Annotated in this window: 16 protein-coding genes and 1 tRNA gene; 11 read left to right on the forward strand and 6 right to left on the reverse strand. The window is 66.5% G+C overall.

Annotated elements, in window-relative coordinates; all coding sequences use genetic code 11:
• Positions 1-131 precede the first annotated feature (131 nt).
• Positions 132-1184, forward strand: coding sequence for an Obg family GTPase CgtA (gene cgtA, locus FQS62_RS05990; RefSeq protein ID WP_010483324.1), 1053 nt, complete (start codon positions 132-134; stop codon positions 1182-1184).
• Between the two features lie 215 nt (positions 1185-1399).
• On the opposite strand, the gene rpsT is transcribed toward cgtA, so the two are convergent.
• A complete protein-coding gene (gene rpsT / locus FQS62_RS05995; RefSeq protein WP_005408560.1) occupies positions 1400-1669 on the reverse strand; it encodes a 30S ribosomal protein S20 in 270 nt (89 codons plus the stop codon).
• 117 nt (positions 1670-1786) lie between these two features.
• Between rpsT and murJ the strand changes: the two genes are divergently transcribed.
• The 7 genes from murJ to FQS62_RS06030 all read left to right on the forward strand — a co-directional run bounded on the left by murJ (position 1787) and on the right by FQS62_RS06030 (position 11490).
• Positions 1787-3391: a murein biosynthesis integral membrane protein MurJ gene (gene murJ / locus FQS62_RS06000; protein WP_088480585.1), complete on the forward strand. Its 1605-nt coding sequence runs from the start codon at positions 1787-1789 to the stop codon at positions 3389-3391.
• 75 nt (positions 3392-3466) lie between these two features.
• Positions 3467-4414, forward strand: a complete 948-nt coding sequence (locus tag FQS62_RS06005; RefSeq protein WP_049447038.1) for a bifunctional riboflavin kinase/FAD synthetase — start codon at positions 3467-3469, stop codon at positions 4412-4414.
• Positions 4411-7242, forward strand: coding sequence for an isoleucine--tRNA ligase (gene ileS / locus FQS62_RS06010; protein ID WP_088480542.1), 2832 nt, complete (start codon positions 4411-4413; stop codon positions 7240-7242). The genes FQS62_RS06005 and ileS overlap by 4 nt, the downstream gene beginning before the upstream one ends.
• Entirely contained in the window at positions 7242-7766 is a 525-nt protein-coding gene (gene lspA, locus FQS62_RS06015; protein ID WP_010483311.1) for a signal peptidase II, read from the forward strand. The genes ileS and lspA overlap by 1 nt, the downstream gene beginning before the upstream one ends.
• A 27-nt stretch (positions 7767-7793) precedes the next feature.
• Complete coding sequence (ispH, locus tag FQS62_RS06020; protein ID WP_049447034.1) at positions 7794-8744, forward strand: 4-hydroxy-3-methylbut-2-enyl diphosphate reductase; 951 nt, start codon at positions 7794-7796, stop codon at positions 8742-8744.
• A gap of 200 nt (positions 8745-8944) precedes the next feature.
• Positions 8945-10828, forward strand: coding sequence for a M61 family metallopeptidase (locus FQS62_RS06025; RefSeq protein ID WP_208042984.1), 1884 nt, complete (start codon positions 8945-8947; stop codon positions 10826-10828).
• Entirely contained in the window at positions 10825-11490 is a 666-nt protein-coding gene (locus tag FQS62_RS06030) for a lysoplasmalogenase (protein ID WP_208042983.1), read from the forward strand. Before FQS62_RS06025 ends, FQS62_RS06030 begins: the two co-directional genes overlap by 4 nt.
• 82 nt (positions 11491-11572) lie before the next feature.
• Here FQS62_RS06030 and FQS62_RS06035 read toward each other — a convergent pair whose 3' ends face one another.
• The 5 genes from FQS62_RS06035 to FQS62_RS06055 are packed head-to-tail and all read right to left on the reverse strand — an operon-like array spanning position 11573 to position 17585.
• Positions 11573-12292: a hypothetical protein gene (locus FQS62_RS06035; protein ID WP_208042982.1), complete on the reverse strand. Its 720-nt coding sequence runs from the start codon at positions 12290-12292 to the stop codon at positions 11573-11575.
• Positions 12289-13245 (reverse strand): hypothetical protein, encoded by a 957-nt coding sequence (locus FQS62_RS06040; protein WP_208042981.1) that lies wholly within the window; start codon positions 13243-13245, stop codon positions 12289-12291. The genes FQS62_RS06035 and FQS62_RS06040 overlap by 4 nt, the downstream gene beginning before the upstream one ends.
• Before the next feature lie 46 nt (positions 13246-13291).
• The gene (locus FQS62_RS06045; RefSeq protein ID WP_208042980.1) at positions 13292-16078 is read right to left on the reverse strand and encodes a TonB-dependent receptor plug domain-containing protein; all 2787 of its coding nucleotides are present in this window, start codon (positions 16076-16078) and stop codon (positions 13292-13294) included.
• A 14-nt stretch (positions 16079-16092) separates the two neighbouring features.
• Complete coding sequence (locus tag FQS62_RS06050) at positions 16093-17061, reverse strand: FecR family protein (protein WP_107379286.1); 969 nt, start codon at positions 17059-17061, stop codon at positions 16093-16095.
• Entirely contained in the window at positions 17058-17585 is a 528-nt protein-coding gene (locus tag FQS62_RS06055) for an RNA polymerase sigma factor (protein WP_080354881.1), read from the reverse strand. Before FQS62_RS06055 ends, FQS62_RS06050 begins: the two co-directional genes overlap by 4 nt.
• A 236-nt stretch (positions 17586-17821) precedes the next feature.
• Here FQS62_RS06055 and FQS62_RS06060 point away from each other — a divergent pair, with 236 nt between their 5' ends.
• The 3 genes from FQS62_RS06060 (at position 17822) to FQS62_RS06070 (ending at position 21923) form a co-directional block, all read left to right on the forward strand.
• The gene (locus tag FQS62_RS06060) at positions 17822-20695 is read left to right on the forward strand and encodes an autotransporter family protein (protein WP_208042979.1); all 2874 of its coding nucleotides are present in this window, start codon (positions 17822-17824) and stop codon (positions 20693-20695) included.
• Between the two features lie 97 nt (positions 20696-20792).
• Positions 20793-21797 (forward strand): 2-hydroxyacid dehydrogenase, encoded by a 1005-nt coding sequence (locus FQS62_RS06065; protein ID WP_088480535.1) that lies wholly within the window; start codon positions 20793-20795, stop codon positions 21795-21797.
• Between the two features lie 50 nt (positions 21798-21847).
• Positions 21848-21923 (forward strand) — tRNA-Thr (locus FQS62_RS06070).
• Positions 21924-22231 lie beyond the last annotated feature (308 nt).

Consider the following 22231-nt stretch of genomic DNA (forward strand, 5'->3'; position numbering starts at 1 on the left):
GAAAGCCCCGCTTCGGCGGGGCTTTTCGTTAGAGTTGAAGCAAGACCGGCCAGGCCGGGCTGCCGGCCATCGGCAGGCATAACATTCAAGGTGACGGCCGGCAGGCCGCGCCCATCGCAGGCATCGAAACAATGAAACTGGTAGACGAAGCAGAAATCGAAGTGTTCGCCGGCAACGGCGGCAACGGCTGCATTGGCTTCCGTCGCGAGAAGTTCATTCCGCTCGGCGGCCCGGACGGCGGCGACGGCGGTGCGGGCGGCAGCGTGTACATCCGCGCCGACGAAAACCTGAACACCCTGGTCGACTTCCGCCATGACCGCATCTTCAAGGCGCAGCGCGGCGAGAACGGCATGGGCCGCCAGGCCTATGGCAAGGGCGGCGAAGACCTGACCATCACCGTGCCGGTCGGCACCGTGGTCATCAACGTTGCCACCGATGAAGTCATCGGCGACCTGACACAGCATGGTGACCGTCTGCTGGTGGCCAAAGGCGGCCGCGGTGGCCTGGGCAACATGCACTTCAAGAGCTCGACCAACCGCTCGCCGCGCCAGGCGCTGCCGGGCGAGCCGGGCGAAGAGCGCACGCTGAAGCTGGAGCTGAAGCTGCTGGCCGACGTCGGCCTGCTGGGCTTCCCCAACGCCGGCAAGAGCACCCTGATCCGCGCCGTTTCGGCGGCGACGCCGAAGGTGGCCGATTACCCGTTCACCACGCTGTACCCGAACCTGGGTGTGGTGAAGGTGGAGAATTACCGCAGCTTCGTGATTGCCGACATTCCGGGCCTGATCGAGGGCGCCGCGGATGGCGCCGGCCTCGGTGCGCAGTTCCTGCGCCACCTGCAGCGCACCCGCCTGCTGCTGCACCTGGTGGACATCTCGCCGATGGAGGGTGGGGTGGAAGGCATTTCCCCGGTTGAGCAGGTGCGTGCGATCGAGCGCGAGCTGGAAAAGCACGACCCGGAGCTGCTGCAGAAGCCGCGCTGGCTGGTGCTGAACAAGGCTGACCTGATGTTCGAAGACGAAGCGAAGGCTGCGGCCGAGCAGATCGTCGCCGAACTGGGCTGGAAGGAGCCGTGGTTCCTGGTCTCGGCGCTGGGCCGCGAAGGCACCTTCCCGATCATGAGCCGGATCATGGCGTTCTTCGATCGCCAGAAGGAAGACGAGCTGGAAGCCCGCAACGCGCAGTGATGCCGTTGTGGTTCCGTGCAAAAACCCGGCTTCGGCCGGGTTTTTTGTTGGGACTGCTTTTTCTGTAGAGCCGAGCCATGCTCGGCTTTCCGCGCAGACGGCAGCCGAGCGTGGGCTCGGCTCTACATAAGCTGGATCGCAGGCAACAAAAAACCCGGCCAGGGCCGGGTTCTTGTCTGCTGCCCAACCCCGAAGGGAAGGGCGGCAACGCAGGATCAGGCGGCCTTGAGGGCCTTGATGCGGTCGTTCAGGCGGCTCTTATGACGAGCAGCCTTGTTCTTGTGGATCAGGCCACGCGCGCTGAAGCGATCCAGGATCGGCTGGGCTACGGCGAAGGCGGCTTCGGCGCCGGCGGCATCGTTGGCGTCCAGCGCCTTGATCACTTTCTTGACAGCGGTGCGCAGCATCGAGCGCTGAGCCACGTTGCGCGCGTTGCGCACGACGGTCTGCTTGGCGCGCTTCTTGGCGGACTTGATATTGGCCACGGTGGTGGTTTCCTGAAAAAATCGGTGTTATGGGAACAGCAAGCTAGCTAGTATGATGGCGTAAGAAATGCACGTCAAGTCGATTGTCAAGAGGGACGCTGAGTGAGTTCACCCAAGTTGTTGCGGGGCCTGCTGTCGTTCAGCAGCATGACCATGGTCTCGCGCGTTCTCGGACTTGTCCGGGACTTCGTGGTGACCACCACGTTCGGCACCAACGCCATCACTGATGCTTTCTGGGTCGCCTTCAGGGTACCCAATTTCCTGCGGCGTTTGTTCGCCGAGGGCTCTTTCGCCACCGCTTTCGTGCCCGTGTTCACGGAGGTGAAGGAGACCCGCAGCCATGCCGAGCTGCGCGAACTGATGGCCCGCACCGCCGGCACCCTGGGCGGGGTGCTGATGCTGGTCACCGCCGTGGCACTGATCTTCGCGCCGCAGCTGGCCTCGGTCTTCTCCAGCGGCGTTGATACCGATCCGGTCAAGCAGGGGCTGCTGGTCGACCTGTTCCGTCTGACCTTCCCGTTCCTGCTGTTCGTCTCTCTCACCGCCCTGGCCGGCGGCGCGCTGAACAGCTTCCAGCGCTTCGCGATGCCGGCGCTGACCCCGGTCATCCTCAACCTGTGCATGATCGCCGGTGCGCTGTGGCTGGCGCCGCGGCTGGGCGGCACCCCGGAAAAGCAGATCCTGGCACTGGGCTGGGCGGTACTGGCCGCCGGCATCCTGCAGCTGCTGTTCCAGCTGCCGTCGCTGAAGGGCATCAACCTGCTGACCCTGCCGCGCTGGGGCTGGAGCCATCCGGGCGTGCGCAAGGTGATGACGCTGATGGTGCCGACCCTGTTCGGCTCCTCGGTGGCGCAGATCAACCTGCTGCTGGACACCGTCATCGCGGCCAAGCTGACCGACGGCTCGCAGTCCTGGCTGTCGCTGGCTGACCGCTTCCTGGAGCTGCCGCTGGGCGTGTTCGGCGTGGCGCTGGGCACGGTGATCCTGCCGGCGCTGGCCCGCCACCACGTGAGCACCGATCGCGAGGGTTTCTCGCGCTCGCTGGACTGGGGGCTGCGCATGACCCTGCTGATTTCCGTGCCGGCCATGCTGGGCCTGCTGCTGCTGGCCGAGCCGTTGATCGCGACCATCTTCCAGCACGGCCAGTTCAGCGCCTTCGATACCCGCATGACCGCGCTGTCGGTGTACGGCCTGAGTTTCGGCCTGCCGGCGTTCGCCCTGCTGAAGGTGGTGCTGCCGGCCTTCTACGCCCGTCAGGACACCAGGACCCCGGTGCGTGCCGGTGTGGCCGCGCTGGTGGCCAACATGGTGTTCAACTTCGCGCTGCTGGCCGTGCTGTACCAGGTGATGGTGCCGGACGAGCTGAAGGCGCAGGGCGTGATGGCCGCCATCGGCAAGCAACCCGGCCTGCACCTGGCGCTGGGCATTGCCAGCGCGCTGTCCAGTTACCTGAACCTGGGCCTGCTCTGGTACTGGCTGGGCAAGACCGATGTCTACCAGCGCCGGCCGGGCTGGGGCGGCTATCTGCTGCGCCTGCTGCTGGCCTGCGTGGCCATGGTCGCTGCGCTGCTGGCCCTGCTGCACTGGCTGCCCGCGTTCTCGGCGATGGGCGTATGGGAGCGGATCGGTGCCCTGGCACTGCTGGTCGGCGGTGGTGGCGCTACCTATGCGGTGGCCATGGTGGCGATGGGCTTCCGCCCGCGCGACCTGCGCGGGCATTGATCGCCGCGTGTGGCGGCTATACTTCAGGGTTACACCATTGAAGCGGCGGCCCCGGTCGGGCCGGAACGAGAGTTGATGAGCAGGCTGTTCAGAAGCGTCGAGGGCGGGGAGCTGTTCCCCAACGGAAGCGTGGTCTGTATCGGTGCATTCGACGGCCTCCACCTGGGTCATCGTGCGCTGGTCCGCCACGCGGTTGCCCGTGCGCGCGCCTTGGGCGTGGCCGCGGTGGCCGTGGCGTTCGAGCCGCTGCCGCGTGAATTCTTCGCCCAGGGCACGCCGCCGCCGCGGCTGACCCTGGCACGCAGCAAGGTCGAGATCCTGCGCGAGCTCGGTGTCGATGCGATCGGCCTGCTGCGTTTCGACGCGGCGATGGCGGCGATGCCGGCCGAGACCTTCGTGCGCCAGCTGCTGGTCAATCGCCTGAGTGCGCGTGAGGTCTGGATCGGGCCGGAGTTCTGCTTCGGCAACCGCCGTCGCGGCGACCTGGCCCTGTTGCAGCAGCTCGGTGCCGAGCTCGGCTTCAGCGCCGGCGAGATCGAAGCGGTCGACCTGCATGGCGAGCGCATTTCCAGTACCCGCATCCGCCAGCTGCTCCAGGAGGGCGACTTCGCCCGTGCCGGTGACCTGCTCGGGCGTCCGTATGCGATCAGCGGCCGGGTGGTGCGCGGGCGCCAGCTCGGCCGTACGCTGGGCTTCCCCACCGCCAACCTGCGCTTCCCGAAGACCCCGGCGCTGTCGGGCATCTACGCGACCTGGGTGCACGGCGTGTTCGACCAGCCGTGGCCATCAGTGTCCAGCTTCGGCACGCGGCCGACGGTGGAGGGCGTGGAGCCGCTGCTGGAAGCCCACCTGTTCGATTTCCAGGGCGACCTGTACGGTCGACACATCGAAGTCGAATTCGTCGCCAAGCTGCGCGACGAAGAGAAATTCAATGATCTGGCGGCCCTGACCGACCAGATGCACCGCGACGCCGAACAGGCGCGCGCCATCCTTTCCGAACATAGATTGCGAGCCACTGCGTGAGCCAGGACTACAAGACCACCCTGAACCTGCCAGCCACCGAATTCCCGATGCGCGGCGATCTGCCCAAGCGCGAGCCGGGCATTCTGGCGCGGTGGGAAGAGCAGGGGCTCTACCAGCAGCTGCGCGACAACGCCGCCGGCCGCCCGCTGTTCGTGCTGCACGATGGCCCGCCGTACGCCAACGGCCGCATCCATCTGGGCCACGCGGTCAACAAGATCCTGAAGGACATCATCGTCAAGTCGCGTTACCTGGCCGGCTTCGATGCGCCCTACGTTCCGGGCTGGGACTGCCATGGCCTGCCGATCGAGATCGCGGTCGAAAAGAAGTGGGGCAAGGTCGGCACCAAGCTCGACGCCGTTGAATTCCGCCAGAAGTGCCGCGAGTTCGCCGAAGAGCAGATCAACATCCAGCGCGTGGACTTCAAGCGCCTGGGCGTGACCGGTGACTGGGACAACCCGTACAAGACCCTGAGCTTCGATTTCGAAGCCAACGAGATCCGTGCGCTGGCCAAGGTCGTGGCCAACGGCCACCTGGTGCGTGGCGCCAAGCCGGTGTACTGGTGCTTCGACTGTGGCTCGGCGCTGGCCGAGGCCGAAATTGAATACCAGGAAAAGGAATCGCCGGCGATCGACGTGGCCTACGCCGCGCGCGACGCGCAGGCCATCGGCCAGGCGTTCGGCGTGAGCGTGCCGGCCGACGTCGAAGTGGCCGTACCGATCTGGACCACCACCCCGTGGACGCTGCCGGCCTCGCTGGCGGTGTCGCTGGGCGCGGAGATCCGCTACGTGCTGGCCGAGGGCCCGGCCCACAACGGCAAGCGCCGTTGGCTGGTGCTGGCCGCCGCCCTGGCCGAGCGCGCGCTGCAGCGCTACGGCGTGGAAGCAGTTGTGCTGCACGGTGAAACCACCGGCGCTGCGCTGGAAAACCAGCTGCTGGCGCACCCGTTCTACCCGGAACGCGAGATCCTGGTGCTCAACGGCGACCACGTCTCCGACGAAGACGGTACCGGTGCGGTGCACACCGCCCCCGGCCATGGCCAGGAAGACTTCGTGGTCAGCCAGAAGTACGGCCTGCTGGACAAGTACAACGCCGGCCAGGTGACCCCGATCGACGGCCGTGGCGTGTACCTGGAATCGACCCCGCCGGCCGGTGACGTGGTGCTGGCTGGCCAGCACCTGTGGAAGGCGCAGGAGGCCATCGTCGGCGTGCTGCGCGACAACGGCGCGCTGCTCGCCTTCCACCCGATCCGCCACAGCTACCCGCACTGCTGGCGCCACAAGACGCCGGTGGTGTTCCGCGCCACCCCGCAGTGGTTCATCTCGATGGACAAGGCCAACCTGCGCAACGATGCGCTGGCCGCCATCGACACCGTCGGCTGGTTCCCGACCTGGGGCAAGGCGCGCATCCAGAGCATGGTCGACGGTCGTCCGGACTGGACCATCTCGCGCCAGCGCACCTGGGGCGTGCCGATCGCACTGTTCACCCATCGCCAGACCGGCGAGATCCACCCGCGTTCGGTGGAGCTGATGCAGCAGGTCGCCGACCGCGTCGAAGCCGAGGGCATCGACGTGTGGTATTCGCTGGATGCCGCCGAACTGCTGGGCGCCGAAGCGGCCGATTACGAGAAGGTCACCGACATCCTCGATGTCTGGTTCGACTCGGGCGTGACCCATGAAGGCGTGCTTGCGGCGCGTGGCTTCGGCAAGCCGGCCGACCTGTACCTGGAAGGTTCCGACCAGCACCGCGGCTGGTTCCAGTCCTCGCTGCTGACCGGCGTGGCGATCGACAAACGCGCGCCGTACAAGCAGTGCCTCACCCACGGCTTCACCGTGGACGAGCACGGCCGCAAGATGTCCAAGTCGCTGGGCAACGGCATCGAGCCGCAGGACATCATGAACAAGCTGGGCGCGGACATCCTGCGCCTGTGGATCGCCTCGGCCGACTACAGCAACGAGATGTCGCTGTCGCAGGAAATCCTCAAGCGCAACGCCGACGCCTACCGCCGCCTGCGCAACACCGCGCGCTTCCTGCTCGGCAACCTGGACGGTTTCGATCCGGCCCAGCACCTGCAACCGCTGGACCAGATGGTCGCGCTGGACCGCTGGATCGTGCATCGCGCGTGGGAGCTGCAGGAGAAGATCAAGGCGGCCTACGACGGCTACAACATGGCCGAGATCGTGCAGCTGCTGCTGAACTTCTGCAGCGTGGACCTGGGCTCGCTGTACCTGGACGTGACCAAGGACCGCCTGTACACGATGCCGACCGATTCGCACGGTCGCCGTTCGGCACAGAGCGCGATGTACCACATCGCCGAAGCGTTCACCCGCTGGGTGGCGCCGATCCTGACCTTCACCGCCGACGAGCTGTGGGGCTACCTGCCGGGCGAGCATGCCGGCCATGTGCTGTTCACCACCTGGTACGACGGCCTGGCGCCGCTGCCGGCCGATGCCCAGCTCAACGCCACCGACTTCGATCAGTTGCTGGCTGTGCGCGAGCAGGTGGCCAAGGTGCTCGAGCCGATGCGTGCCAACGGCGCCATCGGTGCCGCGCTGGAAGCGGAGATCACCATTGCCGCCAACGAGGAGCAGGCCGCGAAGTGGCAGCCGCTGGCCGATGAACTGCGCTTCCTGTTCATCAGTGGCGACGTGCAGGTGCGCCCGGCGACCACCGATGAGGTGTTCGTCAGCGCCCAGCCGACCACCAAGGCCAAGTGCGTGCGCTGCTGGCACCACCGCGCCGACGTCGGCAGCAACGCCGATCATCCGGAACTGTGTGGCCGCTGCGTGAGCAACATCACCGGTGCCGGTGAAGTGCGGAGCTGGTTCTGATGGCCGCGCCCCGTCCGCATCCGAACGCCCTGGTCTGGCTGCTGCTGTCGGCGGCCATCATCGGCCTGGACCAGTGGTCCAAGGCCTGGGTTCTGTCGAGCCTGCCGGAGTTCCAGCCGGTGGTGGTCATCGACGGCTTCTGGAACTGGTACCGCACCTACAACACCGGTGCGGCGTTCAGTTTCCTGAGCGACGCCGGTGGCTGGCAGAAGCACTTCTTCACCGTGCTGGCGATCGTCATCAGCGGCCTGATGGCCTGGTGGTTGCGCGGTACCGCCCGTGGCAACTGGAAGGCGGCCGTGCCGTATGCGCTGATCATCGGCGGCGCGATCGGCAACGTGATCGACCGCCAGGTGCATGGCCATGTGGTCGATTTCATCCAGTGGTACGTGGGCAGCTACACCTGGCCCTCGTTCAACATCGCCGACTCGGCCATCGTGGTGGGTGCCATCGGCATCGCCCTGTTTGGCCTGTTCGACGGCAAGTCCGCCAAAAAGGCGGATAATGCCAATCCGAAACCGTAAGCCGGCCGCTGCCGGGAGATTGAACTGATGGATGTGCTGCTCGCCAACCCGCGTGGTTTCTGTGCCGGTGTCGATCGTGCGATCGAGATCGTCAAGCGCGCGATCGAAACGCTGGGCGCGCCCATCTACGTCCGCCATGAGGTGGTGCACAACCGCTTCGTGGTCGACGACCTGAAGCAGCGCGGCGCGATCTTCGTCGAAGAGCTCGACGAAGTGCCGGACAACAACACGGTGATCTTCAGCGCCCATGGCGTGTCCCAGGCGGTGCGCCAGGAAGCCGAACGCCGTGGCCTGAAGGTGTTCGACGCCACCTGCCCGCTGGTGACCAAGGTCCACTTCGAAGTCGCCCGCCACTGCCGTGCCGGCCGTGACGTGGTGCTGATCGGCCACGCCGGTCACCCGGAAGTGGAAGGCACCATGGGCCAGTGGAACCGCGAAGCCGGCACCGGCCAGATCTATCTGGTCGAGGACGTCGAGCAGGTTGCCACGCTGCACATCAACCAGCCGGAAAACTTCGCCTACACCACCCAGACCACGCTGTCGGTGGATGACACGCGCGGCATCATCGATGCGCTGCGCGAGCGTTTCCCGGCGATGCAGGGCCCGAAGAACGACGACATCTGCTACGCCACGCAGAACCGCCAGGACGCCGTACGCGACCTCGCCAAGCGCTGCGACCTGGTGCTGGTGGTCGGTTCGCCGAACAGTTCCAACTCCAACCGTCTGAGCGAGCTGGCCCGCCGTGAAGGCGTGGAGTCGTACCTGATCGACGGCGCGCACGAGATCGACCCGGCGTGGGTGGCAGGCAAGCAGCATATCGGCGTGACTGCCGGTGCCTCGGCGCCGCAGGTACTGGTCGATGGCGTGCTGGCACGCCTGACCGAGCTGGGTGCCAGTGGCGTGGGTGAGCTGGATGGCGAGCCGGAATCGATGGTGTTCGCGCTGCCGAAGGAACTGCGCCTGCGTCTGGTCGACTGACAGGGAAAGGCCGCATCCACGCATGGCGTGGATCTACTGAAACCGCTCTGGTGGGTGCGAACTGCACACGGTGGGTGCGAACCTTGGTTCGCACGCTTTTGGGTGTGTGTGGATGAGCGGCCCGCCCATGACCTTTGGCCATGGGGCCGGGCACCGCACAGGCCTAGCATCGGAAGATTCTCCGTTGTTGGATGCTGCCGATGAAGACCCGAGCCTTGGCGATGTCGTTGCTGTTCGCGTTGGCGGCCACGCCTGCACTTGCGCAGACCTCGCCACCAGCAAACGTGCCGGCTCCCGGCCTGCTGCGCATCGATGTCGACGCGCGCGACCTGGCCCGTCGCATCTTCAAGGTGACCGCTACGGTGCCGGCCAGGCCCGGCCCGATGACCCTGCTGTACCCGCAGTGGATTCCCGGCAACCATTCGCCCACCGGCCCGATCGACAAGCTGGCCGGCCTGCGCGTGACGGCCAACGGCAAGCCGCTGGCCTGGCAGCGTGACCAGTTCAACGTCTATGCGTTCAAGGTGAACGTGCCCGAGGGCGTGAGCGAGATCGTCGCCCACTTTGATTTCCTGTCCTCGCAGGGCGGCAGCCAGGGGCGGGTGGTGATGACCCCGGAAATGCTCAACCTGCAGTGGAACGCCAACTCGCTGTATCCGGCCGGCATCGACGCGCGCCAACTGCAGGCGCAGGCCAGCGTGACCCTGCCCAAGGGCTGGTCGTTCGCCACTGCGCTGGAGACCGCGCGCCGCGACGGCGACACCGTGGTGTTCAAGCCGATCTCGTATGACCATCTGGTCGATTCGCCGTTGTTCGCCGGTGAGCACTACCAGCGCATCGATCTCGACCCGGGCGCGAAGGTGCCGGTGCATCTCAACGTGTTTGCCGACGAAGCCAAGTCGCTGAAGCCGACCGACGCGCAGATCACGATGCACCGCGCATTGGTGCAGCAGGCCGACAAGCTCTATGGCGCACGCCACTACAACCACTATGAATTCCTGCTGGCATTGACCGACCGGCTGGGGGGCATCGGCCTGGAGCATCACCGCTCCAGCGAGAACAGTGCCGATCCAGGCTACTTCACAGAGTGGGACAGCAACGCGTGGATGCGTGATCTGCTGCCGCACGAGTACACCCATTCCTGGAACGGCAAGTACCGTCGTGGCGCCGACCTGGCCACCGCCAACTTCAACGTGCCGATGGGCGACAGCCTGCTGTGGGTGTATGAGGGCCAGACCCAGTTCTGGGGCCAGGTGCTGGCGGCGCGTTCGGGCCTGTGGTCGATCATGCAGGCGCGCGACATGCTGGCCAACGTGGCCGCGACCTACGACCGTGGCCGCCCGGGGTTGGCCTGGCGCCCACTGCAGGACACCACCAACGACCCGACCATCGCCCAGCGCCGCACGTTGCCCTACCGCAACTACCAGATGAGCGAGGACTACTACTCCGGCGGCCAGATGCTATGGCTGGAAGTGGAGGGCAGGCTGCGCGAACTGAGCGGCAACCGTCGCAGCCTGGATGACTTCGCACGTGCGTTCTTCGGGGTCGGCAATGGCGACTGGGACGTCAACCCGTACACCTTTGATGACGTGGTCGCGACTTTGAACGGCATCGCGCCGTATGACTGGGCCACGTTCCTGCGCGGGCGCCTGGACGGCCACGGGTCGTTGACCGGTGGCCTGGAACTGGCGGGCTGGAAGCTGGTCTACCGCGATACGCCGAACGACGCCTACAAGGCACAGGAAAAGCGCGCCAAAGCGGCGTTGCTGGCCTATTCGCTGGGTGCGACCGTGCTCGACAACGGCACGGTCGGTGACGTGATCTGGGACAGCCCGGCCTTCAACGCCGGTCTTGCACCCGGCATGAAGGTGATCGCGGTTGGTGGGCGCGAGTACAGCAGCCAGCGCCTGAAGGACGCGGTGGCTGCGGCAGCGAAGGACAAGGCGCCGATCGTGCTGCTGGTGAAGCAGTTCGATCGCATCGAAACGATGAGCATCGCCTACCACGGTGGCCTGCAGTATCCGGTGCTGGAGCGCATCGCCGGCAAGCCTGACCGTCTTGCGGATCTGTGGAAGGCACGATGAAGCCGCGCTCCCGCGATGGCGTGATCCTGTTGATGGCGATCCTCGCCATCGTGGGCGCATTCCTGCACGGCGATGGGCGTTGGCTGCACTGGCTGGCCAAGCCGGCCACCACGCTGCTGATCGCCGCCATCGTCTGGCGCGTGCATGATCCGGCGCCGCCGTTCTACTGCCGCGCAGTGCTGGCCGGCATGCTGCTGTCGTGCGTGGGTGACATTGCTTTGATGCTGCCGATGGATGCGTTCGTGCCAGGGCTGGTCGCGTTCCTGTTGGCGCACGTCTGCTATATCGTCGCCTTCCGCGATGGCCTGCGTGCCGGGCGTGGGCTGTTGGCCGCCAGCGTCCTGCTGGCGGCCTTTGCCGTACTCAATGTGCTTGGCCTGTGGCCGCACCTGCCGGTGCCGATGCGTGTGCCGGTGCTGGCATACGTGGTGGTGCTGGCATCGATGGCAGTGCTGGCCCTGGCACGGCAGTGGCGCAGCCCGCAGCCCGATGCCGTGGAAGCCCGAAGCGCCCGCTGGGCCGCGGCAGGCGCATTGCTGTTCGTCGCCAGCGATTCCCTGCTGGCCTGGGACCGCTTCGCCGGTGGCCTGCCGTTGGCCAGCCTGCTGGTGTTGTCCACCTACTACGGCGCGCAGTACGCCATCGCGCGCTCGGTGAAATAGCAAAAAAGGGGACGGAGGGAATTAAGTCGTATACGCCTTGATGCTGCATACGACTTAATTCCCTCCGTCCCCTTTTTGAGGCCTACTGACGGCTTACGCCGCGGGCGTTGCCCTGTGCGTCAAACTGCAGGCACACCGATTCGCGATCACCGGCCACTTCGTCCGGCAGCCATACCAGTCTTCCGGCTTTGCGCACGATCACGTAGACATGGCCGACTTCGGATGCGGGGTTCTGCAGCGCATTGCGCTGTTCCTGCAGCGCTTTGGCCACGCGTGGCACGGCATCGAAATCAACGTTGGCCAGAGGCGTGCTGCTGCGCTGCAGGCTGATGGTGGGGGCGAACTGTTGTGGGTTCACTGGATTGCCCTTGCGCCATTGGCCACGCTCGAAGTGGTAGCTGTCGACGTGGGTCGGCTGCTGCGGATCGACCAGATCCAGGTTGATGCGGCCATCGTCGTAGAAGTGGATGCTGTGGAAGACCGTGAGCCTCTGGCCGGCCAGTGCCGGCAGCTGCTCCAGTGCCTGGCGCGCAGCCTGCAGGTAGTCCGCATCGAACAGGCGATTGTTGCGCTCGGGCGCCGCAGCGGTACTCGCCGCGGGGAAGGGGGCCGGGGACGGCACAAGCGATGCGGGTTGCTCGCGCGGCGACTGAGACCAGACGGAGGGTGGCAACCGGTCCGGCTGTACCGAATACCCCAGCGTTTCGCTGATGGTCTGCACTGCACCGCCGGCAGCGGCCACGCCCGCCAGAACCAGCAGCAGTACCAGGAACACGGTGCGGGTTGAGGGCGGCTGTTTCATACTCCCTCCAGACGCACGTTGCTGCGGTCATCCGGGTCGTACAGCAGCGTCACGTGCTCGCGCGGGATGTTGGCCAGTTCAATCAGCGGGACGAAGCGGCGCACGCGGGCCTGCTGCACGTTGCCTTCGCGGTCGGTGTATTCCAGCTGGAACTCCACCTGCGGCTGTTCGTTGAGGTAGGTGCCGGTCTGGCGCACCTTCAGCACTTTGGCCTCCACGCCGATGCCGCGATACTTCAGCGCATCGCCGCGGGCATCGGCGTGCAGCAGGCGGCCGAGCAGGCGCAGGCCCACCGCATAGCCACACAGCACCAGCGGGCACACCAGCAGCGGGTGACCGAACGACAGGAAGGTCCAGCCCAGCCCCTCGCTCTGCAGCTGGTAGGCCCCCACATAGGCAGCGGCAACGGTGGCGATGCCGAGTGCCGCACCGATGCCCCGCCGCCACAGGCTGGCAACATTCAGTTCGGGCTGGGCACCGTCCAGCACGATGTTGGGAAATGCCCCGGGCGTCCGGCCCAGGCGCGCATCGATGTGCCTGCCCACCTCGAAGCGATGCAGCTGGGGTTTGCTGTCGACCACCAGCATCTGTTCGTGGATCGGCGTACCGGACAGGTTCTTGAAGGACACCTGCAGTTTCCATTGCGCGAAGCCGCGTACCTGCACACCGGTCTGTTCGGCCTGCTCGATCAGCGCACTTCGCGATTCACCGTCGGCCAGGATCGACTGCACCCGGTGCAGTGCGCGCGGTGGCCCAAGCAACAGGTAGTGCAGGAAAGCGAACAGCAGGGTCAGCCACAGCGCCAGCGACAACGCGAGCAGCAGCAGTGCCAACCACGGCGTGCTGCGATCGGCCAGCGCCACCGGCCACGAGGTGCCGAGATAGAGGATGCAGGGGAAGGGCAACGCGAAGAACAGCAGGAACGCGCCCCAGAACCAGCGATAGGCTTTCATGGGGGAAGGGGACCGCGGTGGAACAGGGCGCGTAGATTACTACGCTTCAGCGGAACTGCAGGGTAAGCAGGTAATAGCGACCGAGCGGATCGTCCAGCCCGGGCATCTGCCCGCCGTTGCCGACCAGATAGTTCATCGGTTGTGCATCGAGCACATTGTGCACGTCCAGTGCCGCGACGACACGTGGGCCGAGGCGGCGGGCCAGGTGCAGGTTCCAGCGCAGCTGGCGTGGGTTCATGCAGTGATTCTGTTCGACCTGATCCTGCGGGCACTCCGCCCCCGGCAGCCAGGCACGGGTGCGACCGACCTGGTTGCCGCGCAGGGCGATGTCCCAGTTGCTGTTCTGCCATTGCACGTTCAACACCGCCGCCAGCTCGGGTGTCACATGGCCGCGCAGGTCCACGGCGGCCTCGTGGTCACGGCGGCGACGCAGTTCCTGCTGTTTCAGCGCATCGAGCGAAAACAACCATTGGCCGTCGCTGCCGCTGTCGATGCGGTACTCGCCACGCAGCACCCAGTTGCGGGACGTGGTGCGGCCGATGTTGTCAAACGACAGTCGCAGACTGCTCAGGTGGCCGTCTTCATCCAGTTCCCAGGTGCTGCGGTTCCACACCGCATCGCTCGGCTGCAGGGCGAGGATCTCGTTGCGCAGTTCCACGATGTTGTGGGTCAGCGACAGCGAGAACGTGTCGCTGGGCGTCCACGTGGCTGCCAGTGAATGGCTGCGCGATCGCTCGGCCTTGAGTGCATCGTTCTCAACCACGTTGGCCGTGACGCTGCAGCCGCCACCGCGTGTGGCGATTGCACATTCCGGAAGCGCACTGGAAACCGGAAGCGTGATCGAGCCGAAGTAGCCGGGGGGCCGCCGTTGCTCGAACAGGCTCGGTGCACGGTAGCCGCGCCCGCTGGCCAGCAGGAACGACCAGTGGGGTGTGGGGCTCCAGCGCAGCCCGGCACGCGGCGAAAACGCCATGAAGCCGCCGTCGCGGTCCCAGCGTGCAGCCAGGTCCGCGCGCAGCGTGGGTGCCAGCGGCAGGCCCAGCTCGGTGTAGACGCCACTGCTTTGTCGCGACAGGCTGCGTTGCTGCTGTGGCAGGCCCAGCGCAAGGTCGCCCTGGCTCAGCAGCGCGTCCGGACGCGAGACCCAGCGTTCACGGCGCAGGTCGATACCGGTGGCCAGCTGCGCATTGCCCCCGGGCATTGCCATCAGCTCACGCTGCAGGCCCCACCAGCCCTGCCATTGTGCGGTGCTGCCGCGGTTGCGGATGGATGGAAACAGCGCGTCCACATCTGCTGCCGGCGGCGCGTCGAAACCCGGAGTGAACCGGCGTGCCTGTGTTGCTTCAAGCAGGCGCGTCGTGCGCACGGTACCCGCAGTGGACAAGGTGACTTCGCTGCGCTGCGCGCTGATGCCCGCCTCCCAGCTGCGCCGGCCCTGGTCGCGGCCGATGCCGAAGGTGACGTCCGCATCGGTGGCGCGGACGCTGGGGCGCACGTTGCCGGCCTCGCGCAGCACGGTGTTGAAGGTGATTCCCCGCGAGACCACCGCAACGGCTGTCGGGCCCAGGTCGAAGCGCTGGCGGTTGTGACTGGCCCGTGCCTCGACATAGGCATAGCGTCCCTCACCACGTTCATGCCGGTAGCGCAGGTAGGCCGATGCAGTATCCGAGGCGGGCTGCAGCGAACGCGGCCGCGCGCTGTCAAACCAGCAGCCGTCCTCGCGCCGCTTCAGGGGCGGCTCGCAGCGCCGCGCGGGCACGTACCAGTTGCCGAATATCGCGCCGATCGGATACAGCGAGGTTTCCGCATGCCAGTCACGCTGGTCTCCGGCGACGTGCTCGACACGGTGCAGATCGAGGCCGGCGAACCAGCGGTCCCCGTTGCCGCGCGCGCCGCCGGTGGCGGCCTGCAGGCGGTACTGGCCGGCATCACCGCGGCTGCTCAGGCCGGTCTGCAGCATGGCTTCGGGCCCATCGGCCTGGTCGCGCAGGATGATGTTGACCACGCCGGACATGGCATCGGCCCCATAGATGGCCGAGGCGCCGCCGCGTACCAGTTCGATGCGGTCGACGAAGCTCAGCGGAATGCCGCCGAGGTCGGTGAGCCCGCCTTGCTCCAGCGACACCATCGGATAGCGTGGCAGGCGCCGGCCATTGACCAGGAACAGAGTGGCACGCGGTCCCATGCCGTCGAAGCTGGTGGTGGCCGCAGCACCCACCGGCAGGTACTGCGAATCACCGCTGCGTGCGCTGCTCATTGCGGGCAGGCCATTCATGCCGGGCAGGTGCCGCAGCAGGTCGAACAGACTGCCGTAGCCACTGCGCAGGATGTCGGCGCGGTCGATCGTGGTGACCGGCAGCGTGGTCTGTACCGAGGTGCGTGGCAGGCGGCTGCCGGTGACGTGGATCGGTGCCAGTTCCACCTGGCGCGGCGATTCGGGGAGGCTGCGCAGAGGTGCCAGCGCCGCCACCGGGGCGGGTGCTGCAGCGATGGGCGCGGTGCGGACGCGGCGAACCACGAAACCACCGGAAGGCGTGCGCAGGATGGTCACCGGCATGCCGGCAACCAGCTGTTTCAGGGCGCTGGCCGGATCGGTCTGGCCATGCGCGCCTTCGGCGTGAAGTCCTGCCAGCTCACGGCCATCAAACATCAGGGCGATACCGCTCTGCCGTGCCCATTGCTGCAATGCCGATGGCAAGGGGCCGGCGCCGATACGGTAATCGTGGGCGGCAGCGGGCTCACCGGCCATGGCCGCAGGCACTGCCGCCAGCAACAGCGCCACGCACAGCAGTGGCCGGAGCAGCCTCCACTGCAGCGCGCCCGGTCCTGCCATCACCACAGACCTCCTCAGTACGTGCGGCGCAGTTCCAGCGCGCCATCCGGGCGCGTCTGGCCAGCGACGGACCAGCCCAGTTCCAGCGCGGACAGCAACTCCTGTGCATCGCCTGCGCGGAACGTGCCACTGACCGCCAGATCGGTGATCTCCGGATCAGCGATCACCAGCGGTGTACGGCCATAGCGGTTCATGCGTTCGACCACGATCGACAGCGGCGTGGCATCGAATACCAGTTGCCCATGCAGCCAGCCCTCGGCCGCCGCCGTGGACGACAGCGCTGGGCCGGGCTGGATGCGCCCGGACGGGAGCACCTGCAGTTGCTGGCCGGGTGCCAGCGTGTGCTGGGCCACACCGCTGCTGACCTCCACCGCACCTTCCAGCAGTGCGACTTCGACCAGACCATCCTGCAGGCGCTCGACCTGGAAGGTTGTGCCGATATCGCGGATCGTGCTGCTGCCGGCACGCAGCTGCAGCGCCTTGCGCGACGGCGCGACCTGCAGCTGCAGGCGGCCGCGTTCGAGGTCCAGCTCGCGATGGCGCCAGCCGAAGCGGGCACGCAGCGCGGTGCCGGCATCGAGCGTGACCACGCTGCCATCGGTCAGCGTCAGCTGTTGCGGTAGATGGCCGTCATTGGCATAGCGCTGGGGTGGGGGATTGCCATCCACGGCCACCATCCAGCCCATGCCGATGGCGAGGCAGACGCCGGCGGCGGTGGCGAGCGCAGGCAGCCAGCGGCGTCGGGGCGGTCGCGCCGCGCGTGCCGCTGCGGTGCGCAGCCAGGGATCAGCGGCCAGGCCCTTGCCCTGCTGGAACAGGTTCTCGGCCTGCACCCAGGCTTTGACGTGGGCAGGATCTTCGGCCAACCAGTCTTCGAACGACTCGCGCTCGGCCGGCGTGCAGTCCGGGGCTTCGAGCCGCGCCACCCAGATGCTGGCACGCTCGAACAGCGAGGCGTCTTCCCTGTGCCGGTGGCTGTTCATTCCGCATCCCTGTCGTTGTGCAGTGGGTCCGGTCCCAACTCCTGGCGCAGGCCCTGCAGGGCGCGGGCGATGTGTTTTTCCACGGTCTTGGCTGTAATTCCACAGTGCCGCGCGATCTGTGTGTAGCTCATGCCGGTGATCCGGTTGAGCAGGTACACCTCGCGCGCGCGCTCGGGCAGTTTGAAAAGGGCCTGCCGCAGCAGGGAGAGCATCTGCCCGGACTCGGCCTGGCGCAATGGATCCGGTGACGAGCTGGTGGGCTCGTCGCTGCCATCGTGCTCGGCCAGTGACAGGTGCGGTCGCGATTGCGGCGAGCGGCCGCGATCCGCCAGGCGGTTGCGGGCGATACGATACAGCAGCAGGCGCAGTTCGTCGGGGGCATGCGCACGATAGCGGATCAGCCGCTCCATGCAGTCCTGCGCGATGTCCTCTGCATCCTCCGGCCCGACGCCCCGCGTGCGCAGGAACGCGCACAGCGGCGCACGTTCTTCACGTACGAACGCGATGAAGGCGTCCGCAGGCACGGGCGGTTCCGGCGCGTGATGGATCAGGGGGGACGGGGCGGACAGGGCTGGCCTCGACGGACATTGGCGGATGCGTCATCGAGTTTTACGCGACGATGACCGGATGGGGAAGAGTGTGTAGTACTCCGCTTCCCATTGTGAATGCGTTCATGTTCATCGGCGGGGCATGCTGGGGGAGTTCGCTGTACTCCGACGTTTGACTCTGTACCCGCGTGTTGCGGGTGGAGAGAGAACGTATGAAGCATTCGAAGTTGAGCCTGGCCCTGGCCGGGCTGATCGGCGTTGGTGCCATCGCGGCAGCTGATGACGTCATGGCAATGAGTTATCACGTGCAGGGTGACCGCATCTTCCTCAGTGGCGGCGTCACCTATGCCGACGTTGTGTCGCTGCCGGCGTTGCTGGCCAAGGCGCAGGCCGAGGGCCGGCCGATCCGTGAGGTGGTGCTGCGCACGTCCAATGGTGGCGCGTTGATCGCCGGCGAGTGGCTGCAGGGCATCATCCGTACCTCCGGACTGAACACCATCGTGTCCGGCAATTGCATTTCATCCTGCTCGATCATGCAGTCTGGTGGCGTCGAGCGCTATCTGGCCGGCGACCTGCCGATCATCGACTCGGTGCAGATCCACGCGGCCAGCAACGGCGGCAAGGTGATCTACACGCCGTCGCCGCGCATGACCCAGATCTATACCGGCAACTACGGTGGTGGCATGGATGCCGGCCTGCTGCACAAGGCCATGTACGAGGTGGTGCAGCCGAACGGCCTGCTGGTGTTCCGCGATCCGGCTCGCGGCACGGGCCCCTCGGTCACCTTCGATCCCGATGGCAGCGGCAGCAAGCTGGAGTCGTTCCCCGGCCAGGACATCTACAGCAACAGGATCATCACCGCGAGCGGGTACCGCGATCCGGGCGATACGTTGAATGTGAGCGCGAACGTGAGCGGCGACATCAATCCCGGCTATCTGCGCACCGGTCGCCAGCTGCAGACCTTCGTCGATGACGATTTCGCGCGCTGGAACACCAATTGGCAGTCCAGCTACATCAACCTGGCGCAGAGCATCTACAACGCCTCCAGCAATGGTCCGCAGGGAATCGGCGCGAACTCGGTACAGGACTACCAGAACGATCCCACCTACAAGGCCCTGCTGCTGTCCAAGCTGCGCCTGGGCGACCTGGATGTGTCCACGCTGGACAACGCCATGGGCGTGATCCGCGTGACCAATGGCGCCACCTGGCGGACCACCGCGACCACCGGTGCCGACTTCATGCTGGTCGACAACGGCACCATCGCCCTGGAGGGCGGCGCCCTGCGTGCTTCGGAAGTACGCGTGATGAGCGCCGGCATGCTGGTTGGCCACGGTGACGTGGCAGGTACCGCGATGGATCTCAGTGCACTGGCCAGCGGCACGCGACCGTCCTGGCGCGAGGATGGCTTCAACCGCCTGCGTGTCTACGGCACGCTGATGCCGCGCGGTGGCGATCTGGTCACCCACGGCTACGTCAACATCATGCCGGGCGGCAAGGTGTTGTTCGATGTCACCGAAAACGGTGGCACCGGTGGTGGCCGCATCCGCGTGGGCAGCTTCTTCGACAGCAAGCAGACCGATGGGGCGCTGGTGATCTCCAAGGGCGCCTTCCTCGAACTGAACGTGGCGCAGGGCTACTACGGCCAGGATTTCCGCCGCGATCTTGTGCAGGGCCCGATCTACCAGGGCGGGTTCGAAGAGGCCGTGCGCCTGGGCGATACCGGCTACCGCGCCAGCATCACCGGCGGTGAGGTGTTCCGGCCGCGCCACAACTCGCTGCTGAGCTTCAACGTGAAGCAGACCGCCGATGGCCTGTGGCTGACCGCCAACCCCGGTTTCGATCAGCTGGGCCTGTTCGCCAACGGCACCTCGGGTGATGGCCTGGGCCGCGCGCTGGCCACGGCTTCCGACCGTCAGGACAGCAGCCTGAAGTCGCTGCTGGGCGCGCTGCAGTTCGCCGACCGCGATGTGATCGCGCAGCAGGCCGGTACCCTGCGCGGTGACGCGCACGCGAGCCTGCGCCTGGCCGACAACGCGCTGGTGGGCAGCATCGGCAACGTGGTGCAGCAGCACCAGACGGCGACGCGCAGCGGCGGTGATGCCGACGGCCTGGCCTCGCAGGTGGCGCAGTCGGTCTCCTCCCAGCCGGGCATGCGCCATGGCAGCCTGTTCAACCAGCTGGCGATGCACCTGGTCGAGCCGGCATCGGGCAGCGCTGCGGGCAGCGGTGATGCGGGACGCAGCCACGGCATCTGGGCGCGCGGTTTCGCCAGCCATGGCCGCATCGATGCCGATGGCGGCGTCGCTGGCCTGAGCCACAACATCGGTGGCATCGTAATCGGTGCAGACACCCGCATGGCCGATGACCGCGTCACCCTGGGCGTCAGCGTGGCGGCGGCCGATATGTCGACCAAGGGCAGCGACGGCTCCGACTTCAGCGGTGACGTGCGCGCGCTGGACGTGGGTGGCTATCTGGACGCGACCTATTCGCGGGGCTACCTGTCGGCAGCCGTGCGCTACACCGACCTGCGGCATGACACCCGCCGCAGTGTCAGCGGCATCGACGGCCTGCAGCGGCCGCTTCGCGCCAAGTACAGCAACGATGCGATCTCCGCACGAGTGGAGCATGCGTTCTCCTTCACGACCGGGAAGGGCCTGGTGATCCAGCCGTTGCTGCCGGTGGTGGACTACGCGCGTACCTCGGCCACCCGCTTCAACGAAGGGCAGGGCGCTGGCGCGCTGGTGGGACGCAGTGGCAGCCTGGAGAGCATCCGCGTAGGTGCCGGCCTGCAGCTGTTCAAGACCTTCGAGGGCAACAACGGCGAGCGCATCACCCCGCGTGCCCGCGTGGTCTGGCAGAAGGAGCTGGGCGATTCGCAGGCGCGCTACAGCACCGGCTTTGCCGCAGCCCCGGACCTGGTGTTTGGTGCCAGCAGCCAGGCCGTGGGCGAGCAGGTGCTGGCCTGGAACGTGGGCGTGACCAGTCGCGCCAGCGAGCGCCTGTCGATCATGGCCGACTACGTGGGTGAGCGCCGCGATGGGCAGATCCAGAACGGCGTGATGCTCGGCCTGGGCTACAGGTTCTGAGTGGCACCCGGCACCGGCGATGACGGCATCGCCGGTGCCATCCCAACGCGGGCGCTGCTGCGGTATGGTCGGCAGGGCATTCCACCCAGGCCCAACCATGCAGATCGCCGTCTTCAGTGCCCGCCCCTACGACCGCCGTTTCCTTGATGAGGCAAACCAGCGCGATGCGGCTGGGGACGGCTTTGCGTTCGTGTACTTCGATGTGGCGCTGGACGTGCACACGGCTGCGCTGGCACAGGACTGCGCCGCGGTCTGCGTGTTCGTCAACGACCGTCTGGATGCACCGGTGCTGCACGTCCTGCATGCGATGGACGTGCGGGCCGTGCTGCTGCGCTGCGCGGGTTTCAACAACGTGGATCTGGCGGTTGCGAAAGCGCTGGGCTTGTTCGTCGCACGCGTACCGGCCTATTCGCCGGAGGCGGTGGCTGAGCATGCGCTGGCGCTGGTGATGACCCTCAACCGCCAGACCCATCGCGCCTACAACCGCGTGCGCGAAGGCAACTTCATGCTTGATGGCCTGCTTGGGCGCACCCTGCATGGCCGCACGGTCGGCATTGTGGGTACCGGCAAGATCGGCCTGGCCACCGCACGCATCTTCAAGGGCATGGGCTGCATCGTGCTGGGGCATGATCCGTATCCGTCACCGGACTTCGCAGGTGTGGGCGAGAGGGTGGGCCTGGATGAACTGCTGGCGCGCGCCGACATCGTCTCGCTGCATTGCCCGCTGACGCCTGAGACCCACCACTTGATCAATGATGCGTCACTGGCCCGGATGAAACCGGGCGCGATGCTGGTCAACACCTCGCGCGGCGGGCTGGTCGATACCCATGCGGTGATCCGCGCGCTGAAGTCGCGGCGGCTCGGTCATCTGGCCATCGACGTGTACGAGCAGGAAAGCGCGCTGTTCTTCCAGGACCTGTCCGGCGAGATCATCGACGACGAGGCCTTCCAGCGCCTGATGACCTTCCCCAACGTGCTGGTGACCGGCCACCAGGGCTTCTTCACCGTGGAGGCGCTGCAGGAGATCTCGGCGATCACGCTGGGGAACCTGCAGGATTTCGCGGCTGGGCGGGTGTGCGCCAACCGGGTAGAAGCGAGCTGAGCCGGATGGATTGACCGCCGGGGCGCCCAGCCCGTAAAATCGCGGGCTCCGCCGGAATAGCTCAGTTGGTAGAGCGGCGCATTCGTAATGCGTAGGTCGCAGGTTCGACTCCTGTTTCCGGCACCAGTTGTAGAAAAGCCCCGGCCTTTGGTCGGGGCTTTTTGTTTGGGCGTTCGACCCGGGTGGGGGCTGGCCCCGGCTCCGCAGGGTTATCAGATTAATCTGATTCACATTCGGGCCGGAGCCTGCTATCAAGAGGGCGGGTGCGAAGGGGAATTCGTACCGGCTCCAACGTCTGCACTGTCGTCCCTGGTCAAACATCAGGGAAGGGGCGCAGCTGTGCCTGGAATCGAGGTTCCAGATCGCCAACGGACGGAGGATTCTTCAATCATTGCGCGGCTCCCGCTCTCGGGGGCATACGTAGGGAGGGGGAA

This window comes from Stenotrophomonas sp. SBJS02, assembly GCF_020428325.2.
Lineage (GTDB): Bacteria > Pseudomonadota > Gammaproteobacteria > Xanthomonadales > Xanthomonadaceae > Stenotrophomonas > Stenotrophomonas africana.

Excerpts from the sequence above, each read along its gene's own strand:
- cgtA (WP_010483324.1), top strand. The coding sequence starts at position 132 with ATGAAACTGGTAGACGAAGCAGAAATCGAAGTGTTCGCCGGCAACGGC.
- FQS62_RS06005 (WP_049447038.1), top strand. The coding sequence starts at position 3,467 with ATGAGCAGGCTGTTCAGAAGCGTCGAGGGCGGGGAGCTGTTCCCCAAC.
- lspA (WP_010483311.1), top strand. The coding sequence starts at position 7,242 with ATGGCCGCGCCCCGTCCGCATCCGAACGCCCTGGTCTGGCTGCTGCTG.
- ispH (WP_049447034.1), top strand. The coding sequence starts at position 7,794 with ATGGATGTGCTGCTCGCCAACCCGCGTGGTTTCTGTGCCGGTGTCGAT.
- FQS62_RS06025 (WP_208042984.1), top strand. The coding sequence starts at position 8,945 with ATGAAGACCCGAGCCTTGGCGATGTCGTTGCTGTTCGCGTTGGCGGCC.
- FQS62_RS06030 (WP_208042983.1), top strand. The coding sequence starts at position 10,825 with ATGAAGCCGCGCTCCCGCGATGGCGTGATCCTGTTGATGGCGATCCTC.
- FQS62_RS06035 (WP_208042982.1), bottom strand. The coding sequence starts at position 12,292 with ATGAAACAGCCGCCCTCAACCCGCACCGTGTTCCTGGTACTGCTGCTG.
- FQS62_RS06040 (WP_208042981.1), bottom strand. The coding sequence starts at position 13,245 with ATGAAAGCCTATCGCTGGTTCTGGGGCGCGTTCCTGCTGTTCTTCGCG.
- FQS62_RS06045 (WP_208042980.1), bottom strand. The coding sequence starts at position 16,078 with ATGGCAGGACCGGGCGCGCTGCAGTGGAGGCTGCTCCGGCCACTGCTG.
- FQS62_RS06050 (WP_107379286.1), bottom strand. The coding sequence starts at position 17,061 with ATGAACAGCCACCGGCACAGGGAAGACGCCTCGCTGTTCGAGCGTGCC.
- FQS62_RS06060 (WP_208042979.1), top strand. The coding sequence starts at position 17,822 with ATGAAGCATTCGAAGTTGAGCCTGGCCCTGGCCGGGCTGATCGGCGTT.
- FQS62_RS06065 (WP_088480535.1), top strand. The coding sequence starts at position 20,793 with ATGCAGATCGCCGTCTTCAGTGCCCGCCCCTACGACCGCCGTTTCCTT.